Annotated in this window: 17 protein-coding genes and 1 tRNA gene; 5 read left to right on the forward strand and 13 right to left on the reverse strand. The window is 45.2% G+C overall.

The features are described 5' to 3' along the window. Positions 1–13 precede the first annotated feature (13 nt). The 4 genes from AAHN97_RS13275 to AAHN97_RS13290 all read right to left on the reverse strand — a co-directional run bounded on the left by AAHN97_RS13275 (position 14) and on the right by AAHN97_RS13290 (position 6,985). Positions 14–3,214 (reverse strand): TonB-dependent receptor, encoded by a 3,201-nt coding sequence (locus AAHN97_RS13275; RefSeq protein WP_343308114.1) that lies wholly within the window; start codon positions 3,212–3,214, stop codon positions 14–16. Between the two features lie 324 nt (positions 3,215–3,538). Continuing rightward, entirely contained in the window at positions 3,539–4,693 is a 1,155-nt protein-coding gene (locus AAHN97_RS13280; RefSeq protein ID WP_343308115.1) for a FecR family protein, read from the reverse strand. A 79-nt stretch (positions 4,694–4,772) separates the two neighbouring features. Further along, positions 4,773–5,348: an RNA polymerase sigma factor gene (locus AAHN97_RS13285; protein WP_343308116.1), complete on the reverse strand. Its 576-nt coding sequence runs from the start codon at positions 5,346–5,348 to the stop codon at positions 4,773–4,775. Positions 5,349–5,644: 296 nt separating this feature from the next. Beyond that, positions 5,645–6,985 (reverse strand): Gfo/Idh/MocA family protein, encoded by a 1,341-nt coding sequence (locus AAHN97_RS13290; protein WP_343308117.1) that lies wholly within the window; start codon positions 6,983–6,985, stop codon positions 5,645–5,647. 182 nt (positions 6,986–7,167) lie between these two features. Between AAHN97_RS13290 and AAHN97_RS13295 the strand changes: the two genes are divergently transcribed. Then, positions 7,168–7,241, forward strand: a tRNA-Pro gene (locus tag AAHN97_RS13295). 136 nt (positions 7,242–7,377) lie between these two features. Here AAHN97_RS13295 and AAHN97_RS13300 read toward each other — a convergent pair. Both AAHN97_RS13300 and AAHN97_RS13305 read right to left on the reverse strand, forming a co-directional pair. Continuing rightward, positions 7,378–7,701 (reverse strand): nuclear transport factor 2 family protein, encoded by a 324-nt coding sequence (locus tag AAHN97_RS13300; RefSeq protein ID WP_343308118.1) that lies wholly within the window; start codon positions 7,699–7,701, stop codon positions 7,378–7,380. 22 nt (positions 7,702–7,723) lie between these two features. Continuing rightward, the gene (locus AAHN97_RS13305; RefSeq protein ID WP_343308119.1) at positions 7,724–8,602 is read right to left on the reverse strand and encodes an SDR family oxidoreductase; all 879 of its coding nucleotides are present in this window, start codon (positions 8,600–8,602) and stop codon (positions 7,724–7,726) included. Between the two features lie 36 nt (positions 8,603–8,638). Between AAHN97_RS13305 and AAHN97_RS13310 the strand changes: the two genes are divergently transcribed. Continuing rightward, entirely contained in the window at positions 8,639–9,052 is a 414-nt protein-coding gene (locus tag AAHN97_RS13310; RefSeq protein ID WP_343308120.1) for a winged helix-turn-helix transcriptional regulator, read from the forward strand. Positions 9,053–9,252: 200 nt separating this feature from the next. On the opposite strand, the gene AAHN97_RS13315 is transcribed toward AAHN97_RS13310, so the two are convergent. From AAHN97_RS13315 to AAHN97_RS13345, 7 genes are all read right to left on the reverse strand, one after another. Continuing rightward, a complete protein-coding gene (locus AAHN97_RS13315) occupies positions 9,253–10,326 on the reverse strand; it encodes a serine hydrolase domain-containing protein (protein WP_343308121.1) in 1,074 nt (357 codons plus the stop codon). A gap of 72 nt (positions 10,327–10,398) precedes the next feature. After that, positions 10,399–11,094, reverse strand: a complete 696-nt coding sequence (locus tag AAHN97_RS13320) for a hypothetical protein (protein WP_343308122.1) — start codon at positions 11,092–11,094, stop codon at positions 10,399–10,401. A 94-nt stretch (positions 11,095–11,188) separates the two neighbouring features. Continuing rightward, the gene (locus AAHN97_RS13325) at positions 11,189–11,677 is read right to left on the reverse strand and encodes a hypothetical protein (protein ID WP_343308123.1); all 489 of its coding nucleotides are present in this window, start codon (positions 11,675–11,677) and stop codon (positions 11,189–11,191) included. A 19-nt stretch (positions 11,678–11,696) separates the two neighbouring features. After that, positions 11,697–12,113 carry an OsmC family peroxiredoxin gene (locus AAHN97_RS13330; protein WP_343308124.1) on the reverse strand — a complete coding sequence of 139 codons (417 nt, stop codon included), beginning with the start codon at positions 12,111–12,113 and terminating at the stop codon, positions 11,697–11,699. 86 nt (positions 12,114–12,199) lie between these two features. Next, the gene (locus AAHN97_RS13335; RefSeq protein ID WP_343308125.1) at positions 12,200–13,054 is read right to left on the reverse strand and encodes a helix-turn-helix domain-containing protein; all 855 of its coding nucleotides are present in this window, start codon (positions 13,052–13,054) and stop codon (positions 12,200–12,202) included. Between the two features lie 108 nt (positions 13,055–13,162). Next, the gene (gene gap / locus AAHN97_RS13340; RefSeq protein ID WP_343308126.1) at positions 13,163–14,173 is read right to left on the reverse strand and encodes a type I glyceraldehyde-3-phosphate dehydrogenase; all 1,011 of its coding nucleotides are present in this window, start codon (positions 14,171–14,173) and stop codon (positions 13,163–13,165) included. A 17-nt stretch (positions 14,174–14,190) separates the two neighbouring features. Then, a complete protein-coding gene (locus tag AAHN97_RS13345) occupies positions 14,191–15,183 on the reverse strand; it encodes a GlxA family transcriptional regulator (protein ID WP_343308127.1) in 993 nt (330 codons plus the stop codon). Positions 15,184–15,358: 175 nt separating this feature from the next. Here AAHN97_RS13345 and AAHN97_RS13350 point away from each other — a divergent pair, with 175 nt between their 5' ends. The 3 genes from AAHN97_RS13350 (at position 15,359) to AAHN97_RS13360 (ending at position 21,027) form a co-directional block, all read left to right on the forward strand. Next, positions 15,359–15,955, forward strand: a complete 597-nt coding sequence (locus AAHN97_RS13350) for an RNA polymerase sigma factor (protein WP_343308129.1) — start codon at positions 15,359–15,361, stop codon at positions 15,953–15,955. Positions 15,956–16,016: 61 nt separating this feature from the next. Then, positions 16,017–17,177 carry a FecR family protein gene (locus tag AAHN97_RS13355; protein ID WP_343308130.1) on the forward strand — a complete coding sequence of 387 codons (1,161 nt, stop codon included), beginning with the start codon at positions 16,017–16,019 and terminating at the stop codon, positions 17,175–17,177. 262 nt (positions 17,178–17,439) lie between these two features. Further along, positions 17,440–21,027, forward strand: coding sequence for a SusC/RagA family TonB-linked outer membrane protein (locus tag AAHN97_RS13360; protein WP_343308131.1), 3,588 nt, complete (start codon positions 17,440–17,442; stop codon positions 21,025–21,027). Positions 21,028–21,039 lie beyond the last annotated feature (12 nt).

Genomic DNA, 21,039 nt, shown 5'->3' on the forward strand with positions numbered 1-21,039 from the left:
ACTTATCATACTTTTAAAAGGTTGATTTAATCCCTATCGTGTAGGTCCTTGCCCGTGGATAATTATACAGGTCTGCGCCCGGCGTGATAATGGAATTGAAGTAATTCACTTCCGGATCGTAGCCGCTGTATTTGGTGAATGTGAACAGGTTCTCCGCGCTGACAAAGGTCTTCAGCTCTTTAAGGAATGTTCTTTTCAGAAAATTGCCGGAGAAGCTGTAGTTGAGCATCAGGGTTTTCAGCCGGAAATATGAACCATCTTCTACCAGGTAGGATGTGTTTACATCCACCTCGGTAACCTGGGCTCCCCATTTAGGCATGTTTACATAAGGCGTTTCAGGCGTCCAGCGGTTCATCATCACGGCAAGCCCACCCTGAAGGATTCCCGGCCTTTCCATCTCTGCCTTTCCGGAATTGAGGAGCTTATTGCCATAGGAATAAGTAAAGAGGATATCCAGGTCAAATCCTTTGTAGCTAAGTGTGTTGCTGATGCCACCAAAAAAATCCGGGTTACCATTTCCGATGATCGTTCTGTCATAGTTATCGATCTGCCCGTCAGGCACGCCTTTCGGGCCATTGACATCCTTGTATTTTTTTCCTCCCAAAATAGATACGCCTGGTTGCAGAGGCCCTGCCGCCAGTTCTTCCTGGGTATTGAATATGCCATCAAAAATAAACCCGTAAATAGCGCCCAGCGCTTCTCCTTTTTTCACGATATACTGTTCCGCGCGTCTGCCGAGTGTGCCTAGCGTGATAAAATCCTGACCTTCTGTTAGTGACAATACTTTGCTGCGGATAAGTGAAATGTTGAAGTTGGATACCCATCTGAACTTTCCGTCCAGGTTGACCGTATTCAGGTTTGCTTCGAGGCCCTGCACCTGTGCATTACCCACATTCCTGTAAACCGATGTATAGCCTGAGTAAAGCGATATCGGGGCATTCAGCAAAAGATCTTTAGACAGCTTCCGGTAGACATCGGCTGTGATAGTGACCCTGTTTTTGAATAAACCGATGTCTATGCCCAGGTTCGTCTGTGTGTTGGTTTCCCAGCGCAGATCTTCATTTCCTATCTGTAACGGCGCCATCCCAACGCCCCAGCCTTCGTTTACTACTACGTTAGAAGAGCCGTAGGTTGTAAATGAGCTATATGGAGTTACTGACTGGTTGCCTGTAATGCCCCAGCTGGCGCGTAACTTCAGGCTGAGGATATCGTGGTACCGCTTCATGAACGGCTCTTCCGAAAGTTTCCAGGAGCCTCCGGCAGAAGGGAAAAAGCCCCATTTATTCCGCATGAATTTAGAACTGCCATCTGCCCTGTAGCTAACAGTGAGATAGTATTTGCCTGCATAGTCATAATTTATCCTGCCCAGGAAGCTTTGCAGTCCGGCGTTCTGTTTAAAGGAAGTAGGCGTATGAATGGTGCGGCCCAATGACAGGTTATCCGCTCCCATGGACTGTATCGGAAAGTCCTGTGCGCCGGACGTATTGCGGGTAAGGATGTTGTTCTGTGTGGTGAACCCAACTACGGTGGAAGTATTATGCCTGCCTGCAAAACGTTTGTTGTAGGTAACCGTATTCTCATTGATCCAGTCTATTGTATTAATGGAAGTATGCTGCGCATAGCCGTTGTAAAGCCGCCCGATATTCGTAGTGGTGGGATAAAACGAATTGCTGATCTGTTGATTGTAGTTAAGCCCGCCGCTTACTTTCAGCGTGAGGTTTTTGGAAAGCTCGAAGGAAAGAAAAGAGTTGATCAATCCCGTGAACATCCGTCTCGCTATTCTTACCGTTGTAAGTTCGAGCAGGGGATTGCTGATGGAATTGGAAGTACCCGCCTGCCCGATCAGCTCCTGGTTTAGAAAAGCATCGAGGTTGTCGTTGGTCACAAAAGGACTGGCCCTCAGAACACCTTGCCCGATGCCTGTTTCGCCTGTAACACTGGGGCCTGTATGTTCGGTATTGGCAAGATAGATGTTCGTGCTGCTTGTTATCTTTCTGGTTACATTCACGATGGTGTTCAACCTCCCGGTGTACCGTGTAAAGTTGGTGCCAACTGCGATACCTTTCTGGTCCAGGAAACTGAAAGAGCCAGAAACTTTTACATCATTGGTGCCACCGGTGAACGACAGGTTGTGGGTTTGTTGCCAGCCCGTCCTGTACACTACGTCCTGCCAGTTAACACTGGTAGAATCTTTGTAGGTAGCCCAGTTGGCAAAAGAAACATCGCTGCCGGAACCTTCCGGCGTGGAAAGCCTGAAATGCTGCGCCTCTGCAAATTGCAGGGCATTGATAACCGGTAATTTTTTTACGATGCGCTGAAAACTGAATACCGGGTTGTAGCTGATGGTGAACTTCCCGGATTTGGCGGACTTTGTAGTGATGATCACCACGCCGTTTGCTCCTCTTGATCCGTAGATAGCAGTGGCGGATGCATCTTTGAGTATTTCGATCGAAGCGATATCGTTCGAACTCAGATTGAGGTTGGAACCGCCAAATTGCGGGAACCCGTCAATCACATATAACGGCTCGTTGCTGGCCGATATGGAAGAGCCGCCACGGATACTGATATTGACTTCTGCGCCGGGAGCCCCATCGTTCGATACAACCTGTACACCGGCTGCACGGCCCTGCAATGCCTGGTTTAACGATATGTTGGTGTTTTTCTCAAGCTGCTCGCCGCTCACGGATGCCACGGAACCTGTAAGGTCTTCTCTCTTTCGCGTGCCATAGCCGATCACTACAATATCATCCAGCCTGGAAATATTGGGTGTCAGCGTAACGTCCAGTTGGCCATTGCCGGCTACCGGCCTTTCCTGTGGCATAAATCCAACATAGGAGAACTGCAGGGTGGCCGGCTTATTGTTTACTAAAATGCGGTAACGACCGTCTGCATCTGTAATTGTATGATTGCTGGTGCCTTTTACAGACACTGTTGTGCCTGGCATGGGTTTTCCTTCTTCATCCCTTACAGTACCGCGTACAGTGTCTGTTGCAGGGGCGGCAGGCGGTAATGTATTTTCAGCTTTTTCTTTACGTTTGATGCTGATCACTTTGCTGCCAACGATCTCATACACCAAAGGCTGATTGGCAAAGATGAGGTTCAGCGTTGGCCGGAGAGCGGCATTTTTTACTTCGATGCTTACCGGCTTGCTCTCTTTTAATAGTTCATTGTCATAAAACACACTGAAGCCGCTTTGTTTTTTTATGGACTGCAAAACTTTTTTCAGTGTGGCTTCTTTTTCAGAAAGAGTAATGGACTGTGCCGCGCAAATACCTGACCAGCATAGCAAAGCAGCAAGAAGGAGAAATGAGATGATGCATCGCCATACAGGCTGCACAAAAAAATTGCAGTAAGCAATTAAAACCATAAATTTGTCTTTTGGTTGCAAATAATAATTAAGTCCTCACGACTTCTATGTTGTTGTACCAGATGTTGCCGGAAGTGCCTGATCTCACTTCCGGTTTTTTATTGTATGACCTTTTCTTTCATAGTGGATGTTCTTTTTTGCATAGTAAGTGTAGTATTGAAATAACGTGGTTTATGGCATAACGATGAGCGTTTTGTGTTCTGCATCTATCGTAAAATGAATATTATTGATCTCGAACAATCTAAGCAATTCGGATAAGCTGGCGCTGCGCGGGATGTCGCCGGAAAACTCCCGCCGGGGAATATCCCCTCTGTATTCTACTTTTATATCGTACCATCGTTCCACCTGTCGCATGATCGTTTTCAGATCCGCATCCACGAAGGACTGTATGCCGTTTTTCCAGGCTACCACATGCTCGGTATCTACTTTGTCAACCACACTGATATTGTTCCCGGATGATAAACGGCTTTGCTGACCCGGCTTTAGCACAACCCTTTCCCTGCCCCTGCTGAACCTCACAGAACCTTCCAGCAGCGTGGTTTCCAGTTTTGATTCATTTTCATAGGCCATCACGTTGAAATGAGTACCGAGCACTTCTATTGCCGCATCATTCACCTTCACGATGAATGGTCTGGTTTTGTCTCTTGCTACTTCAAAATAAACTTCGCCGGTAATTTCCACTTCTCTTAGGGTTGGGCCGAATGTGGAAGGGAACCTGACAGAGCTGGCGGCATTTAGCCACACCTCGCTGCCGTCCGGCAGGGAGAGTTTTTGTTGCCGGGCATTAGGTGTTTGCAGTGTATAATATTCAATGCTGCCGCTGGAGAGAGTGCTATCGAAGGCCAGCCCTTCATCTGTTTTAGCAACCGCATTTCCGGCAGCTACCTGTATATTGCCATTACTGAAGGTGTCAATTAAAATAGTTTTACCGTTGCTCAATGTAAGTACAGCGCCGACTGTTCCAGGTTTTATGTCGTTGGTAATGCTATGGGTGGGATCGATTTTCGCTTTTCTGTTGCCCATTAGAATATAAACGATGGATGATGTAATTAACAGAACAGCCGCAGCCGCTGTAAGCCTGCGCAGCAATGGATTCCGACTTTTCAATGGTACGACCGGTGTTCTTCGCGCATTGATCTGCTGCAGTACTCTTTTCCGGTGAGCTTCCCTGTCTGTAGCAATGCTTGCAGGCACATTCAAGGCATCATCTTCGGAAATGTTATTGTACCAGGCAGCATACTCTTCCTCTTCAGCGGGAGTTATGGTACCATTTAACCATTTTTCCGCCAGCAATAAGTAGCGCTCATTGTGTAAAGAGTCGTTCATAAGTGGAAAGCGTGTACATAATAGGCAATCGACAGGAACAAAACCCTATATGTGCGTGAAATTTTTTTTGGGGGGGCTGTTAGGGCAGGATAGTCAGCATGCTGGCTGTCAATTGATTAAAGGCTTTCCGCAGGGATTTTAGTGCCCGGGAGAGATTGGCCTCCACTGCCTTTTTTGATACATTCAGGCGGGCGGCGATTTCGTTTTGAGAAAGGCCTTCTTCCCGGCTTAGCTGGTAAGTAATACGGCATTTTTCCGGTAATGCCGACACCAGCCGGGATAATTTGTGCTTCAATTCCTTAAACCGGAGCCACTCTTCCGTATCACTACCCTGAGGTGGGTTGTGATGAACGGCGTATTGCTGGTACTCCATAGCCCGCTTTAGCTTTGCCTGCGCATTGATGACCTTGTATTTTATACTGACGGCCAGGTAAGGCTCCAGGCCGGTGGTGATGTCAAGCTCTTCCCTGCGTTTCCAAAGATCAAGAAAAACGTCCTGTACCATTTCCTCGGCAATGGCCAGATCACGAAACTTGATGCCGGCGATGAACAAAAGCCTGTCCCAATAACGATTGTACATGGCAGTAAATGCCTTGTCGTCTCCTTTTTTGAGCAGTTCAAGTAAGAGCGTATCGCTTTGGCAGTCGTAGTTCATGAATGGAACGTGAAATAACCTGACAAATGTAATAGAATTTCGAGGAAAAAATCCTGGGCTACAAGGATGTATGATTTATGCACCTGCCGGACCTCCGTTTGCTTACAGGGAGAAAGGTCTTATCTGTTACGAACACACGGGAATGATTAAGAGATAAGCCGGAATTCCAGACACGGAAAAGATGCTACAGGTTCGAATCCCGGCAAAACCGATATAAGAACGCCCCAGCTGTTGCCAGGGCGTCTTTCTTTATTCAATTGACTTTCTATTAAAGTGAGTTATGAGCCTCTTTATCCCTAAAAAGTCCGGTATTCGCCTGATAGATATTTATTCGCTTCCTCTTCTTTGAAACGGGCATTTGCGCCATCCCAGTTAAGCGTTTGGTTCGGGAAGCGCGCTGCGATAACACCCAGTAAAATTACTTCCGTAAGTTTCGCCGCATAAGAGAACGGTGCACTGCACTTAGATTTGCCGAGACAAGCGTCCACAAATTCGTGATAGTGTTTGTCCCCCTCAATATCGTAGCTGACAGTAGGTTTACCGGCTTCTCCCGCGGAGTCGAATTTGTTCAGGTCTATTTTTTCGTACTTGTTGCTGACAATCAACCTAGGCAGCTGCATGAAATGGGGTAGCAATAAGCGTTGGCCATTTTCACCGATAAACATGGCTCCCTGGTCAGGCAGTGCATCTCCGCCGGGTAGCGCCAACTCATCCTGCAGTTCCGGCGCTCCTTTGCCATCATACCAAACCCACTCCAGGGTTTTGGCGGTATATTCCGTTCCGGGGAAAATGTAAGTCACATGGTTCTTTTCAGCATGCCCAAAGTCGTTGGGCTGACGAGATTCATTTTTCACCGTTAAAGGAACACTTAACTTCAATGCATTGTACGGCGTATCGAAGATGTGAACGCCCATGTCACCTAAAGTACCACAGCCATAGTCAACACACCGGCGCCAGTTGCCCGGATGATAGAATCCATTTTTATAGGGTCGTTCTTTAGCCGTACCCAGCCACAGGTTCCAATCCAGCCCTTCAGGCACAGGATCACTTCCTTCGGGCACCGGCCCATCATAGCCCCAAACTTTTGGTGACCATGCTATTACTTTTTTTACCTTTCCGATAATTCCTTTTTGAATGAGAATAGTAGCCAGTTTGTAATCATAGAAAGAGTGCACCTGGATGCCCATTTGTGTGATCAGTTTCTTCTCAGCGGCCACTGCCTCCATTTTACGGGACTCTGAAATATAGTGCGTAAGGGGCTTCTGGCAATAGACATTTTTATTCATCTCCATCGCCATAAGTGATACGGGCGCATGTGCGTGATCGGGGGTTGACACTACAACAGCATCGATATCCCCTCCCATACTCCTGAACATTTCCCTGTAGTCTGCAAATATTCTGGCGTTGGGATATTTTGCCTTTACGGCCGCCAGCTTACTGGCGTCAACATCACAAAGCGCGACCACATCTACAGAAGGATGGGATGCAATACTTTTCAGATCGTTAACGCCCATTGCACCCAGGCCTACCTGGGCAATCCTCAATTTCTTATCGGAGCTGAATGCCAGCGACCTGAACGGCAGCAAAAAAGCCAGACTTCCGGCTGCTGTGTTTTTAAGGAAACTTCTTCTATTCATGTTCATGAGCCAGGGTTTCTATTGATTTTGGTAATTACCCAAATATAATAAAGTAGAAAGAAAAACTACCATTATTATGTATTCGTCACCTATCGGGTAAATAAGTAAAATATTATATTTGACCAGCTACACCTGAAAAATTCTGGAATTTCTGTGCAAGGACTAAATCTACGCAATGTTTACGGGATATAGCGCAGCCCGGTAGCGCGCTTTGTTCGGGACGAAGGAGCCGCTGGTTCGAATCCAGTCATCCCGACGAAAAAAAGGAATGGAAATGTGTTCTTTTCTTTATTCTTTACTTATTTAGAACTTCCCAGCGAAAATAGAAAAAGCGGTCAAAACCGCCTTTTGCTCTTTGCAGTATAAGAAGCGCCACGTATTTTATTATACAGCTAGCTCGTTACTTTTAAAGTTTGAATAAGTCCATCTTTTATATCAAAATGAAATTTTAAGATAATCGGACTTCCATCAAATGTTCCTGAACACTCTGCAGATAAAACGCTTGTTTTACCTTCATGAGCTATTGACAGAGGCTTCATTACCGATTTATACTTTTTATTTGCTTCTTCGATCCACTCCTGGATAGCTTTTCTTCCAGTATGCGTTTTCCCTTCGTCAAACGCAACGGCTGTTTCTGTAAAACAGTTAGCATAAGCCAGACTGTCGTATTGGTTTTGAGCCGTTACTAAGTCAGTTATTACTTTTGGTAAATTCATGATTTGTTTTTTTTATTGGATATTAAATTGTTGGTAGTGTGCCGCCATCGATGACGAATTCTGTCCCTGTTAGATAGTTCGCTTTCGGAGAAACCAGAAACCCAACCAGTTCAGCTACTTCTTCGGGCTCTGCTGGTCTTCCGAAGGGTATTCCACCCAAGGCATCTATAACGCTTTGTTGAGCCTCCTCAATAGAACAATTTGAACTATGGGCGATCCGTTCCAAAAAATATTTGACATTTTCAGTCCTGATCCATCCTGGAGAAACTGTCAGTACCCGCACCCCTTTAGGAGTCACCTCTTTCGATAACCCTTTGCTGTAATTGATCAGGCCAGCCTTAGCTGCCGCATATGGAAGCGTTGCATCATATAAGGGAAGCCGCCCCTGGATAGAAGCAATATGAATGATCACCCCGTTTTTCTGCTCAAGCATTTGCGGTAAAAATCCACGGTCTAATCTCACTGGTGCCAGTAGATTTGTTTGCAGGGTTTTCTCCCAGTCTTTATCGGTTAAAACCGCAAAACCACCTCCCGGGGTTTCCGACGCTCCCAGGTTATTTATAAGGATGTCGAGTTTTTTGTGTTTTGACAAGACTTCGTCCACCACTTTTTGTGTTCCCGGTTCCGTACTCAGATCTGCTGAAATAAAATGCAGGTTTTTGGTTAGATTTTCAGGTGCGTTCCTTGCGGTAATAATAACAGTTGCGCCAGCCTGTAGCAGCCTTTCTGCAATTGCCCTTCCGGCTCCCTTTGTTCCTCCTGTTACCAATGCAATTTTACCATTTAACTCATTGTTGTAATTCATACTGTTTTCTTTTAAAATTGATACTGCAATTTCAGACGTATGAGCTGCTAAAACAATTACGGGGAATCGAATTGCATAGGGATAAATTTGTCCCATATTGTATTTATAAGAACAATAGGTTAATTTTATACAATGCACGAAAGAAAAACTCCTTTAAATTTGAATTGCGGCCTTGACCTGATAGGCGAGGTTTTGTATGGCAAATGGAAGATCCGTTTACTTTGGTTTATTAACGAAGGGCATAAACGTCCGAGTGAATTGCAAAGAAAAATCCCAGATGCATCACGAAGAGTTTTGAATGTACAGTTAAACGAACTTGAAGCTCACGACTTAATTAAAAAGAAAGTGTTCGCAGCGGCTCCTCCCAAAGTGGAATATTCTATGACACCTTTTGGAAAAACAATAATTCCTATCATCGGGGCTTTAGGTAAATGGGGCGATGAAAACGAGAAAAGATTACGTGATCTTATCCTGAATAGTAAAATAAAACTGCATGCAGAGAATTATAACAGTATTAAACAACGTAAAGCCATCAAATACGATTAAGCAATTTAATTCAATACATCCATCTCTTCACTTCTACTGATTAGTATAAAAACTCCTTTTGTCAAAACAACCCAAAATACAGCGCTAAAGATATAGCTGCATTAAATGTATTATCCGACAAGTGGAAAAAATGCATAATATGGATTCAATGGGTACTTTACTTAGAGATGATGTAGGCTTTGTTATTGTTGGCGGTAAGTTCATTTTTCTCTTGCAGCAATCAATTTATCTAAAAACTTTAAGTAAAGATCTGTTGAAGTTTGCCTGCCATAATCATATTTAGTTTTGAATGCGATTACTAAATCAAGTTTTGGTAAGACAGTTATAAATTGTCCGTATGCACCTGTAGCAGAATATGCATTTTGATACGCTCCTTTGTTATAAGGCCCATCCCAAATCCACCATAAGTAGCCATAACCAAAATGATAATAAGCCGTCCCTTCTTCAACAGCCTTCCTGTAAGGTGAAACAACAGAAGTTGTTCTTTTTACCCAGTCTGCCGGAATAATTTGCTCATCTTTCCATTTTCCGTTTCTCAACATCAAATAGCCGATTCTTGCCATATCTCTCGTTGAAAACCAAATATGATAAGCTAAGTATTTTGATCTTGTACTATCGCCAGTTTTGCGTTGCTCATTTATGTTCCAATCCTGCATTTTTAAAGGTTTTGCAAACATTGAATCAATGAGTTGATAAATAGTTTTACCTGTCCGCTGCTCCAAAATATACCCTGCAACATTAAAATCCCAGTTGTTATATAGCCAAAACTCACCTGGTTTAACACGTCCTCGTTTTGGCGCCATTGCCGATGCATCCCCCTCATTACTTGCGGCATGATAAACACCGGAACGGGCTGTAAGCAAATCTTTTATAGTAGCCTTTTTTTCTTCCGGCAACAAACCACCAACATCTTCAATATGCAACCGTTCAATTGTGGTTGAAAGATCAATTTCCCCACTTTCCACAAAAGGTCCGTACAACATTGACAAGATACTTTTTCTGCAGGATGCTATATAGCTTGTTTCTTTTGTATCGCCATAATCAAAAAGAATTTTTCCTGATTGGATTACAACTACGCCCGTCGCGTTTGTACTGTCAATAATGTATAACTTTAGCTTATTCAAACTTTCATTATTCCAACCATTTTTTGCCACGTTGGTTTCTGATTGCCACGAGCTATCGGGATATATATAATTGTCACTAGAACTGCTTTTTTCTTGTTGACCAAAAGCGAGGTGAGAAATAAATATTGCCAACAATAAAAGTCTTTGCATTGCTTTGTAAATTTTGAACTGGCTAAAATACGCTACTTTGAAATAGCAGAAATCATTTATAATGATTTATGCTCAACAGATCATCAACAATCTATGCTGTCCAGACTCCTTTGGTGCACGGTGAAGACAAGGAGGAACCTGACTTTCAGGATGATCAACCGCCAACCTCCACAGGTTACCGAGGCCTAAGCTTATTGTGCGCGCGGTAGGTTCAGCCTGATAGTGCAGATCAAAAAAATGTTCACTTAAAAATGCTTCAAAACCTTCATCCGCTCCCTGATACAGCTTTTTGAGTTCATCACGTATTTCTGGAATAAGCACCTTCTTTTTGCCCTGAGAATTTGGTAATATTTCACTCGGCTCGCCATAGTAAGTGCATAAAAAGGTATCAGTGGGTATAGGAGAGCGATCTACATGAAAAGAATAAACATCCGTTGGCAAAAACGGGAAGGTATCATCCCGATCATAATGGTTGATCACATTAAGGATTGGAGATGCGCCATGAGCCTTCAAAGCATTCAAGTCATTCAGAAGAATTTCACGGGCGAGCTGCCCTTGTTCACTCAACTGAAGTTCACAAAGTTCTTCCTGTTCAATTACCGTTATGTTTCCACTTAGCACTACCTTTTTAATAATCTCAGAAAAATCACCTGTTAACTTACGCGTCCAGCAAATCGCATTGATTATCCCACTAAATGGCGTAGCTACAAGATCATTAAAACTCGTGACACAGTGAACCTGATTCTCAGCGCGAGATAGATCTATCATAACCGTAAAGATAACAACAAAAGCCAACAGATAGTGTCCGGCCCTGAGCCAATGCAAAACAGCGCCATTTGAAGACAAAAGGCGCTGTTCCTCACTATAAAGCCCTATTAATCTTCCTTTGCTTCCGGAATTGATAAATAGACCCGGCTATAAATAGTATTAAAATAGCAAAGAGTGTTCTTCCTATTACAGGGTCGCTGATATCCTTTGCCAATGGATGCCCGACCGGAATACGGGTAAATGTTTCATTGACTGTTGGAAGCATTGACAGGAAGAAACTAAACGACAGAAAGAAATTTTCAAAATAACGGGCTTTGTTACTTTCTCTCTTTCGGGAAACAAGGGAATAGGCTGCTACGATCAGAATAATGATCAGTATAGAAAAAGCATGCCCCGGGTTAAATCCACCCTTCCTGGATATTCCCAACGCTGTTAATGACGTAACAAGCGTGCAATAAAAATAGACTTTGCCTGTAATTTGTCTTAAGTCAATTTTACCATATCGCACAAATGCTATCAATGCAGCGATAATGGCAATAACGCCTATAGCCGTATGAAAGATCCCTAAATTTGATAGTCCCATAATTTTAAGATTTAATGAATTAAGACACCATATGGGCCTCTGAACTAACAGGTATCCTCAGCACTTTCGATATCAGACAATTCTGCTCAGCACTTTTGGTAATGGCTTCAAATTCATTGGCGGTAATGCCTGGTACAGTGGCGGTGATAGAAAGATGTATACCTGTGATATCCAGGCCTTCCATGGATAAAATCGCCTCCGTATCCAATGACTCAGGGCTCAATCCCTTTTCTGTCAATGCAAAACAAACTGCCATTGTAAAGCACCCGGCATGCGCTGCCGCCAACAATTCTTCGGGATTGGTGCCTTTTCCTTCTCCTGTAAAACGAGTCTTGAAACTGTAGTTTGTTTTGTTTAAAACTTCACTTTGTGTGGCTAATTCGCCCTTGCCTTCTTTTAGACTACCCGTCCAATGCGCTTTTGCTGTACGTTTCATTTTTTCCTGTATTAAAATTTGATTGCCGATATTGACAATGCAAAATTGAAATACAAAAACCGGAGGGGTTTGGCGAATCGGGTCAATTATTTGGTATTTTGGTTCAAGCGGTACTGAGTGGGCGTTGCACCGTATTTATCGTGAAAGCTTTTTGTGAAATTTGCCAGATCATTAAATCCGCATTCAAAAGCAATGTCTGTAATGCGGTTATCAGATGCTAAAAGCAGATCAGCAGCCTTTTCAAGCCTTTGGGTCTTAATATAATTTGCAGGCGTATCATTATACAATTTTGCAAATTCTCTTTTAAATGAAGAAACGCTTAAGTTGGTTTTACGTGCCAGATCTTCAACACCAACCTGTAGAAAAAGATTCGCTTCTATTATTTGTTTGAAAGTATAGGTAGCCGGCGAAAAAAGCTGGGACAATACTACTTGTATGGTTTCTGCATTTCGTGTTTGTGATAGCAACAAGATGATCTCCTTCAATTTCAAAATTAAAATATCATCATTTATCAAAGAGGGATTTTCAAAATAAAACAACAGGCCTTCAATATATTTCTGTATCAAAAAATCATTATTTATTCTTTCGCTTGCCAGGTTGGATATTGCATTACGGGGCTGTTGAAGCAATAGGGGAAGTTCTCTTTCATAGATCTTTTTTAAGATATCCGGATGGAAAGTAACTATCACAATTTCACCGTTGGTGTTTAAATCAGAATTGTGTATCCTGCTTCCGGAATGGATGCAATTTAGAAACAATGAATAATTAGTGGGAATATTGATATGCTCATCATCAAACTGATATTGCATCTCACCTGCTAACATATATAAAAAGCAGGCTTGTTCTGAAACAGGGAAAGCAAATTCAAAAGGTGGTTTTAATACCACCTTTTGAATGAACGATCTTCCAAACAGATCAATCTTTTTATAGTCAATCACCATCTTCTATCATTAAACTGTTGATAAAGAACGGATTTTTTATTGAAAGATTTGCCCCGTTCTTATGCCCCTGTCGCTTTTCACCACTGGAATTTCGGGCAGGTTTATGACTCAGGCCTCTACAAGGCGGTTCACCTTACCAGCCAGTTCAACCGTCATTTCGGCCAGCCTGTTGGAAATGCCTACTTCATTATCGTACCAGGATACAATTTTCACCAGTTTGTCGATTGAACGGGTTAAGGTGCCATCAACAATAGAAGAGTGCGTATTACCCAGTATATCAGCCGATACTAATGGCTCTTCAGTATACTCCAGTACGCCTTTCAATGTAGTGGCTGCATGGTGTTTTAGAAATTCATTGATCTCCTGGGCAGATGCACGCTTCATCAGGTTCAGCGACATATCGGCTATTGAACCATCGATCACAGGTACACGGTAGGAAAAACCATCCATCTTTCCTTTCAGTCCGGGTAACACTTCACCAATCGCCTTCGCAGCACCGGTGGTGGTGGGAATGATGGATTGCGTGGCCGCCCTTGCCCTTCTGAAATCTTTATGTGGTCCGTCCTGCAGCATCTGGTCCATGGTAAATGCATGCACCGTGCTCATGAAGCCCGATTCAATACCATATTCTTTATCGATCAGGTATAATACCGGCGCTATACAGTTAGTGGTGCATGAGGCTGTAGAAAGGATTTCATCCTCTTCTGTGATCTGGTCGTTATTCACGCCCATTACAATTGTTTTCACATTACCGGTGGCAGGTGCAGTGATCAATACTTTTTTTGCGCCGGCTGTGATATGTAATTGTGCGCCTTCTCTCTGCGTAAAACGGCCGGTTGATTCAATCACCACATCTATCTGCAGATCCTTCCATGGCAATTTTTCCGGAGCACGCTCACTCAGCAATAAGATCTTCTGGTCATTCACCACAATATATTGATCCTGTAACGCTACGGTACCGGCAAACTTTCCGTGCGAGGTGTCGTATTTAAAAAGATGCGTTAACAGTTGACTGTCTGTAAGGTCATTGATGGCCACTACTTCTATGCCTTTCTTGTTCAGCAACGCTCTTAAGGTCATTCTGCCGATGCGTCCGAATCCATTAATAGCTACTTTCATAATATTATATTTTTAAGTTAATTCTCTATTGCGTGCATAGAAGTTCTGAAAGAACGGCGGTAATCGCTGGGGGACATATTCATGTGCCTGATGAATGTGCGGCGCATGGATATCAATCCGCCCATTCCACATTTCTCTGCGATCTGGTCTATGCTCAGATCGCTGTCTTCCAGGTACCGGCGTGCCACTTCAACCCGTACTTTCTCTACAAATTTGGCAGGCGTAACGCCGGTTTCTTTCAGGAATACCCGGGCGAAATTGCGTACGCTCATATTGCTATGCTGTGCCAGGTGCTCTATACTCAGGTCTTCTTCCAGGTGCCGGATCATCCAGGTATATAACTTTCCGCCCATGGAGTTTTCCTGCCGGTATATTTCAGGCAGTCTGCTAAACTGCGCCTGGTACCCGGGCCGCTTCAGGGGCAATATCAGCTTGCGTGCAATATGCAATGCCACTTCCGGGCCATGGTCTTCTTCCACCAATGCAAGCGCCAGATCAATGCCAGAGGATACGCCTCCCGAAGTATATATATTGGCATCGCGGGTAAAGAAAGGATCGGTATCCACCTTTATCCCGGGATAACGCTGCTGAAATTGCTGGCTGTATTCCCAATGGGTGGTAGCTTGTTTCCCATCCAGAACACCTGCTTCAGCCAGGGCATAAGCGCCTAAGCAAACAGAACAGATGCGGTTGAGCTTCGGATAGATGTCCTTCAGCCATCTGAAAAAACGCTCCCCATTCTCCAGCAATGGCATGGAGAAACCAGCTATGATGAGTGTATCAATGGGTTGAGAGATGGTGGTTACCGTAACAGCGCAGTGTAGATCTATACCACTTTTTGTAGGGATCTTTTTTGTATTAAGCGGTGAGGCGAGTAATATCTCGTATCCACCGTTACCATCCAGTATTCTGTCCGCCGCGGCAAATACATCAGAGGGGCCGGCTACATCAAGGAGGAAGATCCCCGGCATGGGTACAACAATTATTAGTTTCTTTTTCGTCCTCGCCATAATGCAAAAATAGGACGAATCCCGGATGGCTCAAATGACATATTTTATACAATTTCGGCCATATGCTACTTATCACGTTCCATCCATATTAAACGGGCTTGCGTAAGTAGCTCCGTTTCTCTTTTTCGTCACTTTTGGGTATTATTGTGCCTGAAATGCAACCAAAGTTATGTGAATGGCCGTAACGGCAATATACCAGTTTTCGGAAGAAAGGGAGTTATTTGACCGGGTGGCGGAGGGTGACGAAGATGCTTTTAACGCAATCTACCAGCACTTTATGCAGCTCCTGAGCGGAGCAATCCTTCAACTTGTTAAATATGAACCTGATGTGGCAGAAGTGCTGCAAGAGGCCTTTGTGCGCGTATGGCTCAATCGTGACAAAATACCAGGTATAGAAAACCCCGGCGGCTGGGTACGCCGCATCATCATTAATGAATGCTACCGGCTATTAAAGAAAAATAACCTGCGCTACCAACTCCACTCAGCTAAGGCCGGCATGCAGGGCGAAGCTACCTCTGCTTCGCATGCAGAACACCGGCTGGTATTGGACGAAACCCAAAAGATCATTCAGGCTGCCTTGTCCGAACTATCGCCCCGGCAGTTTACTATTTACCGCCTCAGCCGCGAGCAGGGTAAACGAAGCCCGGAAATAGCGCAGTTGCTAGGCCTCTCACCTGATTATGTAAAGAAAACTCTCGCCACCGCCCTGCAAAAGATCCGCAAAAAATTACTGGATGCCGGTAAACTTTTACCCGCTGGTTTATTTTATTAAATTTTTTTTGCCGGATACCCCCCTTTTTCATTTTCAAAGGTTAATGATAATAGAAACAGCTATGGAACAGCAACGATTTACCTATTTACTGGACCGCCTGGCCGATAATTCGATGACCGGCGAAGAAAAAGAAGAGATGATGCAATATCTGCAGGCGCATCCCGGAGATGACATGGCTGCAGAAGCAGGAGAAGCTTTTCTGGCTGCATATGAAAACACTGCTACAGACTTTACACCTTACCAGCATATTGCCCGCGATATTACCTCGCTGGACCAGGCACCTGCCCGCCGTACCGGTTTATTGGCCGTATTGCGGCCACGCAGGGTGGCAGCAGCAGCAATTGTATTGATATTGGCAACAGGCGCCTATACCTGGCTAAATAAGCCTGTAAATAAACCACAGGTGGCTCAAAGCTTAGACGTGCAGCCTGGCCTGGAAGGAGCTATACTCACCCGTGGAGACGGCAGCACCATAGTGCTGGATAGCCTTCATGCCGGTGAAATAAAAGAAGATAATGGCGCCCGCGTACAGTTGCAGCATGGGCAGTTATCGTATGCAGCTGCAACTGCCAACCAGGAAGCAACTATTTATAATACCGTTACAACTCCCTACGCAAGAACCTTCCGCCTTCTGCTGCAGGATGGTACATGGATATGGCTCAATGCCGGCAGCTCCGTCACTTACCCGGTGGTGTTTACCGGTAAGGAAAGAAAAGTAAAAGTCACCGGCGAAGCTTATTTCGAAGTGGCCAAAGCTGCCGGCAAACCATTTGTGGTAAATGTAAATGACCGTGCGGAAGTAGAAGTGCTGGGCACACATTTTAATGTAAATGCCTATGCGGACGAAGCCGCCATTAAAACGGCGCTGCTTGAAGGTACCGTGCGTGTACGCACCGGCAAAGCCAATACAGCAGTGCTGAAACCAGGCCAGCAGGCGGTGATCAATGATGGGGAGATGGAAGTAGTGCCCGCCGATCCTGAAGAAGTAAGCGCCTGGAGAAACGGGCTGTTCCACTTCAGAAAAGCAACTATACCGGAAATGTTACGCCAGATAGCACGCTGGTATGATGTAGAAGTACGCTTCGAAGGCGGTGTGCCGGAACGTACATTTTCGGGCGACATAGAACGCAAACTCAGCCTGCAGCAGGTATTAGCAATTTTACGCGTAACACGCATCAACTATACTATAGACAATCAAAAACAAATCACGATCAGGAATTAACGGGGGATCTTACAATATCGATAAGCCTTAAAACCGTCAACTAGAGAAGTTCCGGTAGCCGGAACAAAAGCATTCAGTCATTAAAAAACCGGGGATCAGATTGGACCCTGCCCCGGTTTATTAAGATCGAATGCTTACAGGGAAAATACTGCTTAAATATCAACCTTAACACTGCAAAAGTATGCAAATTCAGGCGTTTTGCGGCACGTTTCTCCTGTGCGGGAAACGATGGCCGTTGTTATCAACCAAATTAATGTTAGTCATGAAACTAACAACGATCTTAATACTGGGGGCATTCCTGCACCTCAGCGCTGCTACAAAGGCGCAAGTTGTAAATTACACGGCAAAGGCTGTGAGGCTGGAGCAGGCTTTTGATGCCATCAAAAAGCAAACGGGGTATGTATTCTTTTATGATGATGCGGATATTAAAACCGCACAACCCGTTAGTGTAGAACTAAAAGGGGCCAGTCTGCGCGATGCATTGGCAGCGCTGCTGAACAAACAACCTTTTTCTTACCAGATACAAGGCAATACCATAGTAGTAACAGCTTTGCCCAAACTGCAACCAATATATCCGCAAATACTGCAGGATAAAAGCCCGGTACGCGGCGTGATCATCAATAATGTGGGATCTGTACTCGTAGGCGCTACCGTGTCTGTAAAAGGTAAAAAGCAAACAGTATTTACCGATACTGAAGGCCGTTTCACTATTAACGCAGATGATAACGATGTGCTGGAATTCAGCTACGTTGGTTATTCCCGGATGGAGATCCCCGTAAGTAAGGCCGCATCGATGACGGCCGGGCAATCAGCCGCAATATCCGGCAGCCTTATCTCCAAAACAGCTACGGGTGAATTATCGATTATGCTGCAATTGCAAATTACCTCCCTGGGCGAGACGGTTGTAACCGGTTACCAGACACTTAAAAAATCCAGTATAGCCGGGGCCATAAGTTCTGTAAAGGCAGAAGAATTATATTTGAATGGTATTAATACGATCGAACAGGCACTGCAAGGCAAACTGCCCGGCGTAGTTATTACCAGCAACTCAGGCCTTACCGGCACCCGGCAGAAAACAAGGGTGCGCGGTACCTCCACACTACTGGGCACGCAGGAGCCGGTGTGGGTGGTAGATGGTATCATCCAGGAAGATCCCCTGCCGTTTAAAGCTTCTACGCTTAGTGCCCTGGGCGAAATCACCACAGACAACTTTGATTATATCCGCGACTTCGTAGGCACTTCTATCGGCTGGCTGAACCCGAACGATATTGAAGATATCACCGTATTAAAAGATGCTTCTGCTACTGCGATCTACGGTGTAAGGGCTGCTAACGGCGTGATTGTGATCACTACCAAAAAAGGAAAAATAGGCCCGGCCACCATTTCCTACTCGGTGAATGCAAGCATCACGGAAAAGGTTAACTACAGCCGCCTGGAGATGATGAACTCCCAACAACGGGTAGCTGTATCAAAAGAAATATATGAGCGCGGCCTTATTTCCAATAGCCTGAACAATAATGTAGGATATGCCGGCGCAGTATCCGATTACCTGAACAAACGTATTACTGCTGAAGAATTTGAACAAAAGGTAGCCCGCATGGAAACGGTGAATACGGATTGGTTCGACCTGGCGTTCCGCATGCCCTTCAGCATGAATCATAACCTGAGCATTTCCGGCGGTAATGCTAACACCCGATATTATGCTTCCTTCGGCTACAATTCTACCAATGGTACAGCCATCGGAAATGATAGCAAAGGTTACACCGGCAACGTGAACATCACTTCCCGGCTTACGAGCAAGCTGAATGTATCCATGCGTTTATCTGCATCGAAGAAAACGGTAAATGGTTTTTACCAGGTAAATCCTTACAGCTACGCTGCCAAAATTAACCGTGCGCTGGAGGCATACGATGAATCCGGCCAACTGGCGTATTACAATGCAGAGAATGGCTTCCGCTATAATTTTCTCAATGAAAGGGATAACACCGGACTAAACAATAATACCCTCGCCGCAAACACCAGTATTGATGTGAATTACGACATTCTGCCCGGGTTGCGTTTCCAGACAATGTTCGGCTATAACACCACCGTGGTTGAAGGTTATTCCTACGCTACCGAGCGCACATCTTACATCGCCAAATTCCGCAATTTTGAATATGGCTCCGCCAAACCTACAGACGCCGCCTATATTAACAGCCGCTTGCCTGTAGGGGGAGAGCTGAACGAAAACCGCAATACCGTGGGCGCCTGGAACTGGCGCAACAGTCTTTCCTACTCCAAGGTGTTCGCGCAAAAACATGCGCTTACCGTAATGGCGGGACAGGAAGCCAGCAGCAGCCGGACAACAGGCGCAACAGGTACCACTTACGGTTACCTGCATACACGCGGGAAATCATTTGCTATTGTGCCGCTGACTTATACCGCAGCTAAAACGCCGAACCCGTTATATACCGATATGCAGGCCTCCAGGAAGAATACAGACCGCCTGATAAACAATATGGGCCTGTATGCTACCGTAAACTATGTATACGATAACCGTTACGTACTGAATGCCAGCATTCGTTCCGATGCCTCCAACCGTTTTGGCCAGTATACAGGCGAAAAGTTTAATCCCGTATGGGCCGGCGGTGTCCGGTGGAATGCAGCCAATGAAAAATGGTTCGACCGCAGCAATTGGCTGGCCGACCTTAGCCTGCGCGCCAGCTTTGGCTATCAGCGTAATATTGTGGCGAATGTAAGTCCCGACCTGATCGTGCGCATCCCTACCGGCGCAGCAAGCAATATTGTTGACCAGTTTACGGGGGAGGACATGCTCACGCTCAGCAAGCTGCCATACGCAGATCTCCGTTGGGAAAAGAATACCTCCGCCAACTTCGGCATCAACCTGAGCCTGTTCCATGGCAAAGTGCAAGCAGGTGTTGATTACTATATGAAGAAAGGCCGCGATCTGATCAGTAACCTGAACGTACCAGTGGAATATGGCGTAGAAACAATGCCTGTAAACGGTGGCGATATGCTGAACCAGGGTATCGAGATCAGCGCAAGCTTTACACCGGTACGCACCCGCGACTTCACCTGGAACATAGGGGTGAACAGTGCCAAAAACTTCAATGAAATACAGCGTACAGGTACGCAGCAGATCAACTGGAAAACCGCAGTAAGCGGCAACTATTACAAAGCAGGCTATCCTGTTTCCGGCTTCTGGGCGTTCGACTATACCGGTATTAACAGCGCCAACGGTTACCCCCTGTTTAACACTGCCGTAAAACAGAAGGGCGATTCGCTGAACGATCCTACTTCTTACATGCGTTATATGGGTAAACTTGATCCCGACTTTACCGCAGGACTCAGTATGACCTTCCGCTATAAACGCTTCTCCCTGTCTACCGGGCTAAATCTCCAGGTGGGCGGTAAACGTTTCCTGCTACCAGTGTATAATACCACTACGGGCAGATTGCCTAACGAATACGAAAATCTCTCGGCCGAACTGGTAAAAAGGTGGACGCCGGACAACAAAACTGCCATGTATCCCGGCCTGCCTGATTACACCGTGCCTGCTTTCCTGCTGCCGGATAAACGCACATACACCCAGGCATACGAAATGTATAACAATAGCAGCGCACGCGTGGTAAATGCTTCTTCACTTCAATGCAACAACCTGGCAGTAAACTACAGCATGCCTGAAGTGCTGGCCCGTAAATTAAAGTGTCAGAATATCACTGTCAGCGGCGGCGTAACGCAGCTGTTTTCGATTGTAAGCAAAGATTACAGGGGAAGGGACCCGGAAGTGGCTACCGGCCAGCAACCGCGTACCAAAACGTACACTATGTCGCTTTCCGCCAGTTTCTAACCATTAAATGAG

The organism is Chitinophaga niabensis (assembly GCF_039545795.1).
GTDB classification, from domain to species: Bacteria; Bacteroidota; Bacteroidia; order Chitinophagales; family Chitinophagaceae; genus Chitinophaga; species Chitinophaga niabensis_B.